The organism is Neolewinella antarctica (genome assembly GCF_011927835.1).
In the GTDB taxonomy this organism is placed as follows: domain Bacteria; phylum Bacteroidota; class Bacteroidia; order Chitinophagales; family Saprospiraceae; genus Neolewinella; species Neolewinella antarctica.
Map to the genome: position 1 here is coordinate 254,142 of NZ_JAATJH010000003.1, position 16,416 is coordinate 270,557.

Below are 16,416 nucleotides of genomic sequence, written 5' to 3' on the forward strand. Positions count from 1 at the left end.
TTGGCGCGGTCGCTGGTGCAAAGGAAAACCACGTAGGAGCAAAGGTTTTGGGCCACAAAAGCACAAAAGCACACAACTGGGAACGATAAGTAAGGACGGTTCTTTTTTGTGTTTGTGTGCTTTTGTGGCTAAAAAAGAAAACAACCTTGCACCCGCGACCGCGCCCTAAAACCCGTACCTTGATTTCAAATTTATAACTCATGGGACAGCCGCAGCGCTCGCACGTGGAATTGGATGACTACCTAGCTATTGAAAAGCAAGATGATGTCCGATATGAATATTATGATGGCGTTCTGTACGCCATGGCGGGTGGAACGATTAACCATACACTGATCTGCGGTAACGCCTATAGCGCACTGAGGGGTGCGGCCAAAAGGGGAGGCACCTGTGTTCCATTCACTTCGGAGATGAAGGTAGAAGTCAAATTAGATGGCCAATATGTCTATCCTGACGCGGGCCTTGCTTGCCCCAAAATCGTCGAAAGTGAGCGGCTGACGGGTGCGGTAGTCAATCCTTGTGTAATTGTGGAAGTCACTAGTGAGGACAGCGGCGATTACGATAGAGGTGGAAAAATGACGCACTACTTTAGTGTACCTTCAGTTCAAGAATACGTTTTAATTAGTCAGGAGAAATTTGAAGTATTCGTCTTTCGCCGGCGGAACGATCTGATGAGGATAGATAATTATGTGGATCCAAATGCAGTAATCCCCATCGAATGCACGCACGAAACCATACGCTTGAGCGAGCTATACGAGAATGTGGAGTTTATAAAAGCAGCTAAAAAGTAGGTTCCTTAAACCGCCAGTAAGCGATAAACCAGTTCCTTCAACAACTCATTTTCCCCCTTACCGGCCAGATTAGAATCCACCCCCTTGGATTTCAAATCATACTCCCGCAGCAGCGCAAAAACCCCCGGCATCTTCGCCTGCGGGAAATTTCGCGCCACGGTAACGTACTCGTCGAAGAAGTACGGGTTAACCTTTACCTGCTTGGCTAGTTCCTGCTTCGAAGTCCGTTTGGCCAAGCCTTCGATTACCTGGAATACACGGCTGAAGTAGTTGTACAAACTACCCGTAATCATCGGCAGCGGCCCGGCCTTGGGGTTGGCCTTGAAGTAATTAACGATCCGCGCGGCCCGGACGTGGTCCCGCATCCCGATGGCGCGCTGGAGCTCGAAAGCGTTGTAATCTTTACTAATGCCGACCTGCTCCTCGACGATGGCCGTAGTGATCGTCGTACCCGGCTTGAGGTTAATGATCAACTTGTCGATCTCGTTGGTGATCTTGCTGAGGGAGGTGCCGAGGAACTCCGCCAGTAGCTGGGAAGCGGCCTGGTCGATGTTGTATTTCTTACCCTTGAGGTAGTTATTGATCCAGTTGGGAATCTTGTTGTCGTAAAGCGCCTTCGCTTCAAAGACGACCCCGTTTGCCTTGATGTTCTTAAATAGTTTCGTGCTCGCGTTGAGCTTCTTGTGCTTGTGGCTGATCACCAGCACGGTCGTCGGCGATGGCTTAGCTGCGTACGCTTCGAGTTGCTTGAGCGAACGCATATCCTGCGCCTCCCGGAGGATAACTAGTTGCCGGTCCGCCATCATCGGAAAGCGGCGGGCGGCGTCGACGATTTGGAGGTATTCGGTGTCCTTACCGTAGGCAATTGTCTCATTGAAAGCTTTTTCGTGTTCCTGCAGGGCGTAGCGTTGCACGTCCGCTTCTAACTGATCGATGAAGTAGGTTTCTTCCCCGTGGAAAAGATAGATGGGTTGAAAATCTTTAGCCCTGAGGGCTTTTTTTAGGGAGGGGAAGTCCATGGCGCGAAGGTAGGTCAGGGGAGGCGGTAGGCTAGTAGGCGGTAGTGCTACAAACCATGACTTTGAGCACTTAGACAAACTGCGTGCCTGAACTCACCGCTGGTGGAGCTAGTGTGGAAATAGGAAAATATTATCGGCAAATTAGCTCACAAAAAAAGGACACGGTGCCGTAGCGCCGTGTCCAAGATATCTTTTCGCGAAGTGCAAATAATTACCGAACGATCAAACGCTCGTGCAGGCTACCCGCTGGCGTATCGATCTGTAGGATGTACGTTCCTGCCTGGAAACCGGCTAGATCGATGTTCCGCGCGTTTCCGGGGAGGGTCCGTAAAACTCTACCTTCCATAGAAATCAACTGCATGGAAGTAGCTTCCAGTGTTGAGGAGAGAGACACATTGACGAGCCCTTTAGGACTCGGGTTAGGGTAGACCAATACTTGATCAGATAGCTGACCAAAGTTTGCCGTAATCACTTCCGAGCGCGTGTAAGTACCATCAAAGTCCGTCTGCTTGAGGCGGTAGTAGTTGATGCCGGTAACGGGCTGCCGGTGCTCAAATTCGTAAGATTGGTCGAAATTACTGCTACCCTTACTCATGACGCGACCGATCTCAGCCCATTCGCTACCATTCGCTGAGTGCTCCAGGTCGAAGTACTCGTTACCTTCTTCACTAGCTGTCAACCAGCTCAGTGAAGTCGACTTCTTGCTGGGGGTGGCGGTAAATGTAACTAACTCAATAGGCATAGCCTGAGCGTTTATCTCAAAAACCCTAACGTTGCCACCGGCGGGGGTGTTGGAGGCATCAAAAGGTGAGCCCACCGCTAAAAATCCACCGTTCGCGGATAAGGAGACGGACCAACCGAATTGATTGTTTTCTGCTTCTCCGTCGATGTCATTACCGATTTGGGCAAAGGCAGCACCTTCGACACTTTCGTAAACTCGTGCGTGACCAGCATCGGTACCGTTACCATCGTTGCGACGTCCGCCGACGGCCAGAAAGTCGCCACTTGGGGAAGACAGCGAAACGGACGCACCGAAGCGATCGCCCGGACCTTCTCCAATGATGTCCGAACCAAACTGTGTCCATGAATCTGGAGTTCCGGTCGCGAAGTTATACACTTCTACCTTGCCATTGTCCGTGGTATTCACGGTAGGATAAGGCGCGCCGATTGCCACCCGGCTACCGTCTGCGGCTAGCGAAACGGAAAAACCAAACAAATCAGTTTCTTCCGTTCCATCGATGGTCTGACCGACCTGCGTCCAGGGGTTATTCGTACCCTGCGACTCGAATATCTGTACGTTACCAAATCCACCGGCTAGGTTAGAGCGGGGGGCTCCAACCGCAACCCGGCTGCCATCTGCGGACAGTGATACGGAAGTGCCGGCTCTATCATCCGAACTAGCGCCGCGAATATCGCCACCAACCTGCACCCATGATTGAGCTACTTCACCGTACTGATAAACCTTCGCTAGGCCAGCCTGGACGAAAGCTCCGGTTCCGTTGCGGGGTGAGCCAATCGCTATCCGGCCACCGGTAGCGGATAGTGAGACGGAAGCGCCAGAGCGGTCACCGGCTACGCGGCCATCAATGGGATCGCCCAACCGAACCCAGCTACCATCGGTATCTTGTCCGAAAATTTGTACGCTACCGGAATCATCGCCATTGCTATCGCTGAGACGCGCTCCAATGGCTACCCGGGTACCGTCCGCGGAAAGAGAAACGCTTTCACCAAAAGCTTGGCCCTGGAGCGTTCCTGAAAAAACTACGGTTTGTGTCCAACCAGTTACTACGTCGTAATCAAATATCTCTACCTGTCCGATATCGCCGTTACTTGTAACGTTACCTTCCTCATCAGTGCTTTGGAGCTCGCCCCGTTTGCCAACGGCTACTCGAGTACCATCTGCGGAGATGGATACGGAACGGCCGGCCTGTAGGCCCGCATCATCGCCGCCGAAAGGCATGCCGACTTGAACCTGACCGAACAAGGCACAGGGGAGCAATAGTAATAGTAGAATTAGTCTCATAAGAGGTTTGTTTTTCTGAATGGCAACCGAATATCGGTTGCTCATCTAAGTACCGGCTCAAAAGTAGATATGTTTGGTCAACCGCAAGTATTAAGCGAGAAAGAAAAAAATTAAAGTAATGTTACGTAAATAGTGTTTAAACGTATTTAAGGGCGTTCTACATAACGATTTCAACGAAACACGACATCACTACCTTGAAAATGAAAGGGTGAGATGGTCCGTCGGGAAGCACTCCTTAGTGGAACTGGGTTGGTTTTATTAGTGCGACCAACGGGCTAAATGGTAGTGTAGTATCTGGTTCGGATGCAGTGTCGGATTACGCATACAGCCATAACTACGTGCCCTGTTTAACTCCTGTTGAGCTGTATGACGTCTGTTCAGGATTTGCGGGCTGTTGCAAATTTATTGTCCGACCAGTGTACGCTTCTCTTCGGTGTCCTTTGCGTACAGTGGTGCAAGCGTTACTTCCCCCAGAAGATGATTTGCCGATCCTGACTGAAATAAAATTACGGAGTAGCCGCGAGACAAGATAATCCGCTCTCGGCCAAGAGGCCACCCCGAACAAGGGTTGGTTTGGCTGATTCCCTAGCAATATCCAAGCTATCGAGGTGACTGACGTAGCCGCAACCTGAGCGTCTGAGATAAACACACCGGAAAATAAAGGGACACGACGTTACTACGCCGTGTCCCTTATGCCCATCAGAAGGGTAGTACGTGATTACCTGACGACCACACGTTCCCTAAGTATCCCTTGCGGCGTAACAACTTGCAGTAGGTAAATAGCTGCCGGGAGTCCGGTTAGGTTAATGCTCCGCGTGGTTCCGGCAAGCATGTGTATCAACTTTCCTTCCATCGATAACAGACGCACGGAAGAAACTTGCACGCCTTCGGATAAGGAAATATTGATGAGACCACCCGGGCTAGGGTTGGGGTACACCGACACCCGCTCCTCGGCAACTCCGAAAGTAACCGAAATAACGTCCGAACGCGTTGACGTACCGTCGAAGTCAGTCTGGTTCAGGCGGTAGTAGTTAACCCCCGTGACGGGTTGCCGGTGCTCGAACCGGTAAGCTTGTTCGGACTCACCGTCTCCGTCGCTCATGACGGTTCCTACTTCGGCCCACTCGCTACCGTCCGGAGAGTGCTCAAGATCGAAGAAGGCATTATCGGTTTCCGAGGCGGTGAGCCAGTCCAGTACGACGGACTTTTTGTTGGCGGCGGCGGTAAAGGAGATTAGCTCGACGGGAAGGACGACCGCACCTAAATCGTAGATTCGTACCTCACCGGCATTCTCGCCATTATTATCGTTGAATGGCGCTCCGGTAGCTAGTGTACTACCGTCCGCAGCCAGCGCGACGGAAGTCCCCGACCGGTCGTCAGCAGTCTGCCCGTCAATGTCCGAACCGAACTGCATCCAGGTACCCCCCTGAAAATCGTAAATCTGTGCGTGGCCGGCATCCGTTCCGGTGCCGTCATTAGTGGGTGCGCCAACCGCCAGGCGGTTACCGTCCGCACCGGATAGCGAAACGGAATTACCGAACCGGTCGCCAAAAGCTTCTCCCGTGATGTCCGCGCCAACCTGCGTCCAGGTCCCGATCGATCCCCCACTCGCGTAATCATAAACCTCCACTACGCCACTCTGTACGGCACCCCTTGCGTTCGGTGCGCCCACCGCTACCCGGCTACCGTCCCCGGAAAGCGAAACGGAGCGGCCGAACCGATCGTTGAAAGCCTGCCCGTCGAGGGTCGGGCCGACTTGAGCCCAGTTGCCGGACACGGCAGCCGGTTCCTCGAAGACGCGTACGCTACCCGCACCGTTAACAGTACCATTGCCACGTTCTGCCCCGACCGCTACCCGGCTACCGTCATCGGACAGTGAGACCGATACGCCAAAGAAACCGTTGTCGACGGTACCATCAATGTCGACGCCAAACTGGGTCCAAGTTCCCGACATTGTTGCGGGTGCCTGGTACACCCGTACGTGGCCCCGATCACCTCCGGTACTACCGCCTGCATCGTTCAGATAAGCACCAATGGCTACCCGGTTGCCGTCCGCGGACAAGGAGACGGAAAAGCCCGAAAGGTCGATTGCGGATTCTCCGAGAATGGGCTGTCCGAGTGGTCGCCAACTACCGGGGCCAATTTCCGTGAAAATTTGAACGCGCCCCGCGTTATTACCATTAACATCGCTGAAGGGTGATCCCACGGCCACCCGCGTACCGTCTGCGGATAGCGAAACTGACCGACCGAATTGATCACCCGTTGCAAGCCCGCTGATGAAAAAGATTCGTGTCCAACTACCGGAAGCAGTTTGTTGGTAAATTTCCAGTTGGCCTTGGCTTCCGGTATCATTCCCGTTATTCGTGTTGCCGGGCGCGCCGATGGCTACTCGGCTACCGTCCGCCGATAATGATACGGACTGACCGGATTCAATTCTTTCGGTGGCGCCGCTGATGGCCATACCAATCTGCGTCTGGCCCACAAGGAGGCAAGGGAGCAGTAGTAAAAGGGTAAAGAGGTGTTTCATCGTGTTTAATGTTTCAGTTGTTGTAGTGTAAGACGGGTAACCCACTCCCAAAAATGACGGCGGGCAAAAATTTTGAAATCAAGTAGCCGCATCAATTCGACGCGCTTTTCCACGCTAACGTCCAGTACGCTTTCTGTATCTTATCGCAATTTGAGGGGAGGCTATAATACTATTACGCAGTAGGTACGAAATAATGAAGTCAGGGGATGAGGGCTCTGGGAGGCTCAACCAAATGTACCTGCCGAGAAGAAGCCTAAGGGTAATTTGTGTGGTCAAGAATGGGAACGGGAAGCCGCTGCACCTCGAATGAGTTTAGGATGACAGTTTGTAGGTGTTTACAGTAAAGGGCGGTTTCAGGTTTAGAACGTTACGTTAAAATAGTGACCCGCGGCATTCTACTGGACATTTTCCCCCGGACGCCCGGAGGACCTCAACATTTTCGCCTGCGGCTTCACGGCAGAGGACGCTCCAGAGTTCTCAAATAGGATTTGAGGACCTTGGAGCGTATCGAAACTGAAGCGTAGCGAGAGGTTTCGAGTCCTCCAAGCGTCCGATTCGAATTGAAAATGTCCGGTAGTGTGGACCCGTGGACAAAGAACTAAGTGCCCCGGTGCACTAAACGAGTATCGTCAAAGCGAAACCGCTACCTCATTCATCCGGGCACTGCAAGCCGCAATTTTCAGTCACTACACCCACACCGTGCCCCGCCCATTGTGGTCGCTAGGTGCTTCGGGAAGTGGTGCTTGGTTCCTTAGCCGCGAATCATCAAGGCTCTACGACAGGCTACCGATTAATCTTCCAGGGATTTAAGAATGATCGCGCAGGCTTGGCGAATCTCCTCCTCCGTAATGATCAGCGGCGGCGCAATGCGTAAACTTCGCTCGTTCCATAAGAACCAGTCGGTGATGAGGCCAAGATCGAGGCACTTTTTGATGGTGGCGCGCACTTCGTCAAAATCGGATAACTCGACCGCCATCCAGAGACCGGCGGAGCGAATTTGCTTGATCTTCGGGTGGACGAGTAGCTCGTGAAAAAGAGCCTCTTTGTGTTTGACGGATTCAATTAGTCCCTCACCCCCCACCAGTTTCTTCAACGTAGCCAGGCCCGCCGCGCAACTCACCGGGTGGCCGCCAAAAGTAGTAATGTGCCCGAGCACGGGCGCGTCCGTCAGCAGTTGCATCACCTCCCGCCGGGCGATGAAGGCACCGAGTGGCATGCCGCCGCCAAAACCTTTGGCGAGCAACAGAATGTCGGGCGTGACGTCGTACTGCTGAAAGGCCCAGAGGGTGCCCGTGCGGCCCATGCCGGCCTGTATTTCGTCGAAGATGAGTAACGCACCGACTTCCGTACAGCGCTCCCGGACGGCCCGGAGCCATTCCCTACGCGGCTTGCGAATGCCCCATTCCGCCTGCACGGTCTCGAGGATGACGGCGGCCGTCTTTTCGGTGATGCGGTGGAGGCAGTAGTCGCAGTTAAAATCGAGGTGCGCGATGTCGGGCAGCAAGGGTTGAAAAGCTTCCGTAAAATCGTGGGGGTACTGTAAACTCGCCGCCCCCTGGGTGCTCCCGTGGTAACTCCGGATGGCCGAGATGATCTCCCGGCGGCCGGTGGCGCGTTTGGCCAGCTTCATCGCACCCTCGGTGGCTTCCGTGCCGGAATTGACGAAGTAAACATTGTTGAGGTTGGCGGGCAGGTGATCCGCCAGCAGGCGGGCGTATTCGGCCTGGGGGGCCAGGATGAATTCGCCGTAGACGAGCGTGTGCATGTATTTTCCGGCCTGTTCCCTCACCGCGTCCACTACGACGGGATTGTTGTGGCCCAGCACGCTGACGCCGATGCCGGCGATGAGGTCGAGGTAATCGCGGCCGTCCGTATCCGTCAGGTAACAACCGTGGCCGCCGGCGATTTCGAGGGCCATCGGGGCGGGGGAGGTCTGGGCTACGTGGGCTAGGAAGTTGGCGCGCATTTTTGGTCTTTGGGCTCTAGTCTGTGGTATTGACACCATTAGGCCAGAGGCTTTTCTGAGCCACAAAGGTAACTTGACGAGTGGTGGGGTTTAACGAATTGTACTCACTCATGGTGCGCGGTCGCGGGTGCCGGGGAAATTGGGAGGAAGCAGGGGAAGTTCGTCAGCCAGGCGGGCGGAATACCCAAAATCAGAACGTTTGGTTTACCTTGCTTCCCACAATTAACGCTTTCTTCCTGATCAACCCTTACATGCCACTCTCCGCTTTCCGGGCGTCGTCATTCCCCAGAACCTCCGTGGGCTACCTGATCGTGCTAGCCCACCTTCTCTGCGCTTGTACCCCCGACCTGGCACCCGCCCCGATAGCTATCGGGGCGCCCTTGGCCGATAAAATTGAAGGGCCAAATATCCTCCTGATCGTAGCCGATGACCTTGGTTGGGCCGATTTGAACTGCTACGGCTCTTACCTCATCGAATCATCCAACATCGACCGCCTGGCCCGCGACGGCTTACAATTCATGCAGGGCTACGCCGCCGCCCCCGGTGGTTCTTCTTCTCGCGCCAGTATCCAAACGGGCCTCTATCCCGCCCGCACCGGTCTGACGGGTGAACTCACCAAGCCTGCCGCTAACTCCCGCCAGAAACTCATTCCGCCCCGCACCGCCAGCGGTTTGGCCGCGCGCTTCACGACCCTCGGCGAAGTAGCCAAAGGCGCGGGCTACCGCACCGCGCACGTCGGTAAGTGGGGCCTCGGCGGCGGTAAGTTCTCGCCCGAAAAGCAAGCCTACGACGTCACCTACGCCAGCGGGGCTCAAGCATTTCCTGAATCGTTTTACCACCCCTTCTTTTCCGGTGAACCCTTCCCGGAGCTCGCAGCGGATACCGAACCCGGCGACTACCTCACGGACGCACTGACCGATAAGACCATTGACCTTATGGACGACTGGGCGGGGGACCCTTGGTTCATCTCCCTGAATTACTACGCCCCCCACGTCCCGATTGAAGGGCGGAAGGACTGGGTGAACCACTACCGCGACTTGATTGACAGCACCCACCGGCGCGCCTTCCCCATCCTGGAGTACGCCGCGATGGTCTCCACGCTCGACGAAAACGTCGGTCGTCTACTCACCCATCTGGAAGCTTCCGACCAACTCGAGAACACGCTGATTATTTTTGTCTCCGACAACGGTGGGCTGCACGTTCGCGCCGACGGTAACTTAGGTCGCTACACGCCACCCACGGATAACGGCATTCTGCGCGGTGGTAAAGGGCACCTCCACGAGGGGGGCATTCGCGTCCCGTTTATCCTTCATTACCCCGCGGGCGTTGCGGGGACGAATGCCAGCTCGACCCCCGTGATCACCAACGACATTCTCCCCACCGTTGCCGCCGCGGTTGGCAACCCCCGCGCGTACAACGGTGCCGACGGCGTGAACCTGCTTCCACTCCTGACCGGCGGCACGTTGCCCGCGCGGAATCTTTACTGGTATTTTCCCCACTATTCCGCCCAGGGAGGCACCCCCGCCGCCGCCGTCCGTAGCGGTAATTTCAAACTCTACCTCGACTACGAAAACGACTCCACCACCTACTACAACCTCGCTACTTTCCCCGACGAGAGCCTCATGCTCGCTACCCCGCCGGAACGGCCGCCTCCGTCAAAGTCTCCGGGGCTGGATGCAAGAAATCGGCGTGAAAAGCCCCAGGAGGAGAAACTAACGCATCCCCGCCCAATAGTATAACTTTGCCCCCGGTTATGGTAATTGGTCTACAGTCTACGGTACCGTTGCTACAGACTAGCGATCACAGACCACAGACTCCAGATCATAGACTACGGGCTCCAGACCAAAGACCAGCAACTCCAGACCAAAGACCAAAAATGTCCGTTCACAAAAAAATTGAAGCCAAACGCGTCACCGTCTCCACCCTTCGCCAAATGAAGGCCGCCGGGGAAAAGATCGCCATGCTAACCGCCTACGACTACTCCATGGCCCGTATCCTCGACGAAGGTGGTGCGGACGTGCTGCTCGTCGGTGACTCGGCCAGTAACGTCATGGCTGGCCACGAGACCACGCTGCCGATCACCCTCGACCAAATGATCTACCACGCCAGTAGCGTCGTGCGGGCCGTCAAAAGAGCGTTGGTGATCGTCGATCTACCCTTCGGAACGTACCAGGGCGACAGTAAAATGGCACTTAAGTCCGCCATTCGCATCATGAAGGAGTCGGGCGGTCACGCCGTGAAGCTGGAAGGCGGCGCGGAGGTAGCGCAGTCCGTCAAGCGCATTCTCTCCGCCGGCATTCCGGTGATGGGCCACCTCGGGCTGACGCCGCAGTCGATCTATAAGTTCGGTACTTACACCGTGCGGGCCAAGCAAGAGGCGGAGGCGCGCCGCCTGGTGAAAGATGCTAAGTTGCTCCAAGAATTGGGTTGTTTTGGCTTAGTTCTGGAAAAAATTCCCGCCGCGCTTGCCAAAAAGGTTAGCCAGTCCGTTAGTATCCCCACCATCGGTATCGGGGGCGGCGTCGACTGCGACGGGCAGGTGCTCGTCACGCACGATCTCCTCGGCATCACCAAAGACTTTCACCCCCGTTTTCTGCGCCGCTACGCGGAATTGTTCGACGTGATCAAGGAAGCCACCGAAGCTTACGTAAACGACGTCAAAGCCCAGGATTTCCCCAACGAGAAAGAACAGTACTAACTAGGCGGTAGGAAGAGAGGCGGTAGGCGGTAGGGATCCGCACTTTGGAGGCGTGAACATTTTGAGTCCAATCCACCTACCGCCTACCTACCTACCGCCTACCGCCTACCGCCTACAAATTCCGCCTACCGCCCAACAACCTAAAACACCAGGATGATAAAAAAAATAGCCCTAGTCCTACTCTTGGCCGTCATCGCCCTAGCCGGCTCCGCCTACTACCAGGTAATGGTTATCCCTGCCGTCCCCAAAAGTCTCGACGCCCCGGTGACCGTCACCATTCCTGCGGGAACCGATTATGAAGGCGTGATGAATATTTTAGCCTTGGAAGGCGTTGAACCGAACCGGACCGTTTTCGATCCGCTCGCCGAGCGCATGGCTTACAAAAGGGCTGATATGCGGACCGGCCGCTTCGATCTTGCGCCCGGGCTGAGTTACGTCGGCCTCATCCGTGCGCTCCGTAGCGGAAAGCGGGGCACGGCCAACGTCGTCCTGAACGTCGAGCGGGAGCCGGAACACGTAGCCGCCAAAGTGGCCCGTTTTCTGGAGCCGGATAGCCTCGCTTTCGTGCGTCTGATGCAGGATGAAGAATACATAACTAGCCTCGGCTACACGAAAGAAACGCTCCACACACTCTTTATCCCCAATACCTACAATCTCTACTGGCACTCCACGCCGCGGGAGTTCATGGAGCGTATGGTCATTGAGCACGACAAGTTTTGGGACGCGGACGGTCGCCGGGAAAAGGCCGCCGCGCTCGGCCTGAGCCCGGCCGAAGTGTACACGCTGGCCAGCATCGTGGAAAAAGAAAGCCTCGTAGCCTCCGAGCAGCCGCGCATCGCCGGGGTGTACCTCAATCGTCTCGACCGGGGCATTCCGCTCCAGGCCGACCCGACGGCCGTTTTTGCTACGCGTGACTTTGGCGTAAAACGCGTACTCAATCGCCATACCGAATTCGACAACCCTTATAACACGTACGTCTACGCCGGCCTCCCGCCCGGGCCGATCGCCATGCCGAGCCTCGGCAGCATCGACGGCGTGCTGAACCCCGAATCCCACGACTACATTTATTTTTGCGCACGGGGTGACACGAGCGGCCAGCACAACTTCGCCGAGACGCTCGCGGGCCACGGTCGTAACATCACCATCTACGTCGCCAATCTGAGACGGCGGGGATTACGCTAGGGATTTTTATGACAAATACAGCAAACTGCGCAAGCCACGTTTTCGATATGCGATATGCGAATCTCAAGATGCGATACTTGATTTAGCTGCGCTGCCGGCAACGGCGGTGAGCTACCGCATTTGGTAGCTCTCTGCGTTTATTTGAATTGATCGTAGTTACTTCATCAATGGTGCACATTTAGTGCGTTCAAATCCACAGCGGTATTAAATAAAAGAATATATGTCCGACAAAATAACCCGGATTCGTTTGATTACTCACGATGCCTCCGAACTACGGGGCGTGCTCGAACCGGGCGCTTACCTCCGTACGCTCGATCCGCTGGGCTACGTTTACCGTCTGCCGGAGGACGCCAAAACGCACCAGGTCCGTTATCAAGCCCGTCTGCTTAGTCACCGGGAAGCCAAGCAATTTACCGGCCGGGTGGAGGTAGACAATTCGGAAATTCCTAATGACCTCGCGGCGGCTTTTGCGGCGGGTTTGTACTTGGGGACTTACCGACCAAATATCTACAAGTCCGAGGTCGAGTCTCATCCGTTGGCGGAAAAGGGTACGCAGGTATCTTTCAAGCGGGATGAGAAGGGACTAAAGAAAGCTTCGGAACACGAGATGGCACTCGCCGAAACCCAGCTCCGCATCATGGTCCTCGTGGACGCGCCGGCTAACGTCAAGCGGCCGCAGTATTTGGCCGATTGGGCGAAAGCGTCCGGTAAGCAGTTTGGTTACGGGGTAAAAGTGCTGGACGAAAAGGCTTGTGAGAAAGAAGGGTTCGGCGCGCTACTCGCCGTTAACCGGGGTAGCGAAGACCCGGCGCGCTTCATCATCATGGAGCATAAAGGCGGTGGCGCGGGCGCTGGTGCCAAGTCAAAAAGCGGAGGAGCGAAGAGAGTGGTCGTCATCGGCAAGGGCATCACCTTCGATACCGGTGGGATCAGCATCAAAGGCAGTGCGAATCTTCACCTGATGAAGTCCGACATGGGCGGCGCGGCGGCCGTATTCGGAATGATGGAAGTAGCGGCCAAGTTGGACCTCCCCGTCCACCTGATCGGCATCGTGCCGTGTACGGACAACAGCGTCGACGCGCTCAGCATCAAGCCCAGCGACGTGATCACCGGCCACTCCGGCAAAACGATCGAGATCATCGACACCGACGCCGAGGGCCGGTTGGTAATGAGCGACGGACTGAGCTACGGTAATCAACACTACTCACCCGACTACCTGCTCGACATCGCTACCCTAACCGGCAGCGCCGTGCGGACCTTTGGCTACGAATGCGCGGCCGTGATCAGTAAAAACGAGGAACTCGTAACGGCGCTCCGTACGGCGGGCGATGCTTCCGGCGACCGCGTCTGGCCGCTGCCCGGTTGGGACGAATACCGGTCCGGGCTCGACAGCGACGTTGCCGACATCAAGAACTTCACCGGCAAGCCCATCAACGGGGCGATCGATGCCTTTAAGTTTCTGGAATTCTTTACGGACGAGCACCCGGCCTTCGCCCATTTAGACATTGCGGGCGTAGGGATCAAGCAAGGGCCTTTTGCGAAGGACCGGCAGGCCACCGGGTTCGGAATGCGGCTGTTGATTACGTGGTTGGAAGGGCTGGCGGGGTAGAACATCTGCGAGCCATAATGCCTAGAAATGGGAGAATACAGCCGGGAATGAAATTGAACCATGCGGAGGGCAAGCGCACCTTCGCAACGAACCAACTAGCCCCTGCTTCTTTCGTAATGACCCGGCACCCGCGACCGCGCAAAAGTGTCTACGTTATCTATCACGCCGCTAAAATCCCACCACCCCCGATCAGGCTAAGGGGGTTGAAATGATAACCGTTGAACTCACCGAATACCGCAATCGACCCGCCGCCGCTGAGCGCAAGTAGGCGGTATTTTCCTTCGTAATTGGGGTCCAGCAACAGGGTCTCCCCGTTGGGCGTGACCAGGAGTGTTTCCCGCCCCCCGACCACCGGGGTGACGTTGGCCAGGTAGACCGGGTAGGCGTAGAGCCAGGGATTGAGCGCCAGTGCCTTTTGGTAGTTATCCTTCAAATGCTTGATTTCTTCGTACCCGACCAGGCCATCGTACGGCCTGCCGCCGGGGGTCGGTGCGGGGAACACCGCCCGCTGCGGATAGCTGCCCGGGTAATAGTGAACGGCCCCCTGGAAGGAAGCGCCCAGCGGCCACGACCGCTCGTAGGGCATCTCCCCAAAGGCATAGTCGAGTACCAGCGCAAACCGCTTACTTTTTTCTCCGCGCAACCAGACGCGGCGAAAGCGTAAACGATCTTCCGCCCCCTCTACCACGCCGAGGACCAACCAGTGATCGTTGCGACCGGGGCGCGATAAAATTTCTTCCTTTTTGGGTTTGAGGCCGGCGAACTGGGCGAGCTCACCGTAACGATCTTTGGGTAGCTCGTCGCGGTTCTTCCAGGCGCGGACGAACAGGTACAGGTCACCCAGGGCCCGGGCGATGTCGGTTTCGTTACCGTCGGGGCCGAGGGCGGCGAGGCGGCGAAAGACGCCGGCGGGGCCGGGAAGTTTGGCGTCGGTGAGGCGGGCGGCGGCGGAGAGGAACGGGTCCGGCCCCTGGGCCAGGGTGTCGGCAATGCCGCGGCGGGCCACGTCGAGCAAACGCAGTTCTAACTCCTGTACGCCGCTCGTCATCAGGTCGATGCGGTCGGAACGCCGGTCTGTGGCGGCGAGATCGTCTTTGACCGGCGCGGGGGGCTTAGTGGCACGGTGCTGCACGGAGCGGACCCAGGACGGGGGCTGGCCGACGGTGATGCGCTCCTGATCGTTCTTGAGCATCAGCACGATCGCCAGCCCGTGCGCGCAGGGGCGCTGGCGACCGCGGCAATTGCAAAAGTAGCGGCCGGTGGTGAGTTCGACGGCCGTCTCGGAAGCTTTATCGGAGTTGCCGAACGGAAATTCGCCCCAGAGCCACTGGCCGTCGCCACCCACGAGCCGCCAGCGTTTGCTGTAGAATAAGCGGCGGCCGGCTTCGAGCGTTTTGGCGTCACCGGCTAGGTGGAGGAGGTCGTCGGCGGAGGTTATTTTGGTGGACAAATATGGGGTCTTTGGTCTAGGGTCTAGAGTCTTAAGTCTGTGGTCTATTGTAATTGTACTTTAGACCACAGACCACAGACTTCTTTCACACCCACAAATGATTACCTACCGCAGATACAAAATATACGCCGCAGCAAAGGGAACAACAAAAATAAACGCGTCGAAACGGTCGAGCAAGCCACCGTGACCGGGTAGGAGATCGCCGCTGTCTTTAACGTTCACGCTGCGTTTGAGCATGCTTTCGACGAGGTCGCCGATGCCCCCGAAAACGGAGACGATCAGACCGAGGATCAGCCACTGGCCGACGGGAATGTCGTCGAAAACGAGGCTGAGCAGGTAACTGAAAACGAGGCAGAAAAAGACGCCGCCGAGGCTTCCTTCCCAGGTCTTGTTCGGGCTGATGCGTGGGAACAGGGGTGTTTTGCCGATTAAGTTGCCGGTCACGTACGCACCGGTGTCGTTGACCCAGGTCAGGACGAGCAGACCGAGCACGATTCGCGCCCGAAACTCAGTCCCGTCAAAAGCGATAAAATCAACTAGGGCAAAGGGGACGCCGATGTAGAATAGCCCCAGGATCATGAACGCCAGGTTGGCGAACGGCTCCTTGCTGTTGCTGTACAACTCGTAGATGAAAATCGAGAACACAAAGGGTGCGAACAGTAAGCTGGCGATGGCCACGAAAGCTTCCGGATCGGTGATCCAACCCAGGGAGAGCGCCGCAACGAGGCCGAAGGGCACCAAACCCAACAGCACACCGAGCACCTTGCGGATCTTATCGCGCCGCGTGTGTAAATCTAGCGTAAGGCCAAAAAACTCCCACAGGCAGCCGGCTGCGATGAACAGGAACATGAGCGTGAACGTGATCTCGCCGGTGTAATGGCCCGCGACCATGATCACTACGAAAATCACGGCGGTCGTTAGCCTCCTCCAAAGTCCTTGCATGCGACCGATAGCGCTTATATTTTTTGTCCAACGGCAAGATAGGGAAGGAAGTGCGAAATTTGGTGGCCAACCGTGGGAAGGTTTTTTGAGTCTTTCAAATAAATTTCGGACCCGGTAATATTATTGCGTACGGAACAAAAGGCCCGTAAGACTGGCACCCATCGACATCACGTATGGCCTAACTTTGTGATATGCATTATCCGTTACTCACG

At 56.0% G+C, this 16,416-nt stretch carries 11 protein-coding genes; 5 read left to right on the forward strand and 6 right to left on the reverse strand.

What is annotated here, in order from left to right:
- Positions 1 to 200: 200 nt before the first annotated feature.
- Positions 201 to 788, forward strand: a complete 588-nt coding sequence (locus tag GGR27_RS10945; protein WP_168037489.1) for a Uma2 family endonuclease — start codon at positions 201 to 203, stop codon at positions 786 to 788.
- Between the two features lie 5 nt (positions 789 to 793).
- Here GGR27_RS10945 and holA read toward each other — a convergent pair whose 3' ends face one another.
- The 4 genes from holA to GGR27_RS10965 form a co-directional block, all read right to left on the reverse strand.
- Complete coding sequence (gene holA, locus GGR27_RS10950) at positions 794 to 1,807, reverse strand: DNA polymerase III subunit delta (RefSeq protein WP_168037490.1); 1,014 nt, start codon at positions 1,805 to 1,807, stop codon at positions 794 to 796.
- 211 nt (positions 1,808 to 2,018) lie between these two features.
- Positions 2,019 to 3,830, reverse strand: coding sequence for a T9SS type A sorting domain-containing protein (locus GGR27_RS10955; protein ID WP_168037491.1), 1,812 nt, complete (start codon positions 3,828 to 3,830; stop codon positions 2,019 to 2,021).
- A 718-nt stretch (positions 3,831 to 4,548) separates the two neighbouring features.
- Positions 4,549 to 6,357: a T9SS type A sorting domain-containing protein gene (locus GGR27_RS10960; RefSeq protein WP_168037492.1), complete on the reverse strand. Its 1,809-nt coding sequence runs from the start codon at positions 6,355 to 6,357 to the stop codon at positions 4,549 to 4,551.
- 790 nt (positions 6,358 to 7,147) lie between these two features.
- Positions 7,148 to 8,323 (reverse strand): aspartate aminotransferase family protein, encoded by a 1,176-nt coding sequence (locus GGR27_RS10965; RefSeq protein WP_245184614.1) that lies wholly within the window; start codon positions 8,321 to 8,323, stop codon positions 7,148 to 7,150.
- 209 nt (positions 8,324 to 8,532) lie between these two features.
- On the opposite strand from GGR27_RS10965, the gene GGR27_RS10970 reads away from it, so the two are divergent.
- The 4 genes from GGR27_RS10970 (at position 8,533) to GGR27_RS10985 (ending at position 13,812) form a co-directional block, all read left to right on the forward strand.
- Positions 8,533 to 10,062 carry a sulfatase gene (locus GGR27_RS10970; RefSeq protein WP_168037493.1) on the forward strand — a complete coding sequence of 510 codons (1,530 nt, stop codon included), beginning with the start codon at positions 8,533 to 8,535 and terminating at the stop codon, positions 10,060 to 10,062.
- A gap of 137 nt (positions 10,063 to 10,199) precedes the next feature.
- The gene (gene panB / locus GGR27_RS10975) at positions 10,200 to 11,021 is read left to right on the forward strand and encodes a 3-methyl-2-oxobutanoate hydroxymethyltransferase (protein ID WP_168037494.1); all 822 of its coding nucleotides are present in this window, start codon (positions 10,200 to 10,202) and stop codon (positions 11,019 to 11,021) included.
- 153 nt (positions 11,022 to 11,174) lie between these two features.
- Complete coding sequence (gene mltG, locus GGR27_RS10980; RefSeq protein ID WP_168037495.1) at positions 11,175 to 12,203, forward strand: endolytic transglycosylase MltG; 1,029 nt, start codon at positions 11,175 to 11,177, stop codon at positions 12,201 to 12,203.
- A 220-nt stretch (positions 12,204 to 12,423) separates the two neighbouring features.
- Positions 12,424 to 13,812: a leucyl aminopeptidase family protein gene (locus tag GGR27_RS10985; RefSeq protein ID WP_168037496.1), complete on the forward strand. Its 1,389-nt coding sequence runs from the start codon at positions 12,424 to 12,426 to the stop codon at positions 13,810 to 13,812.
- A gap of 160 nt (positions 13,813 to 13,972) precedes the next feature.
- Here GGR27_RS10985 and GGR27_RS10990 read toward each other — a convergent pair whose 3' ends face one another.
- Positions 13,973 to 15,262, reverse strand: a complete 1,290-nt coding sequence (locus GGR27_RS10990; protein WP_168037497.1) for a hypothetical protein — start codon at positions 15,260 to 15,262, stop codon at positions 13,973 to 13,975.
- A gap of 105 nt (positions 15,263 to 15,367) precedes the next feature.
- Positions 15,368 to 16,204, reverse strand: a complete 837-nt coding sequence (locus GGR27_RS10995; RefSeq protein WP_168037498.1) for a phosphatidate cytidylyltransferase — start codon at positions 16,202 to 16,204, stop codon at positions 15,368 to 15,370.
- Between the last annotated feature and the right edge of the window lie 212 nt (positions 16,205 to 16,416).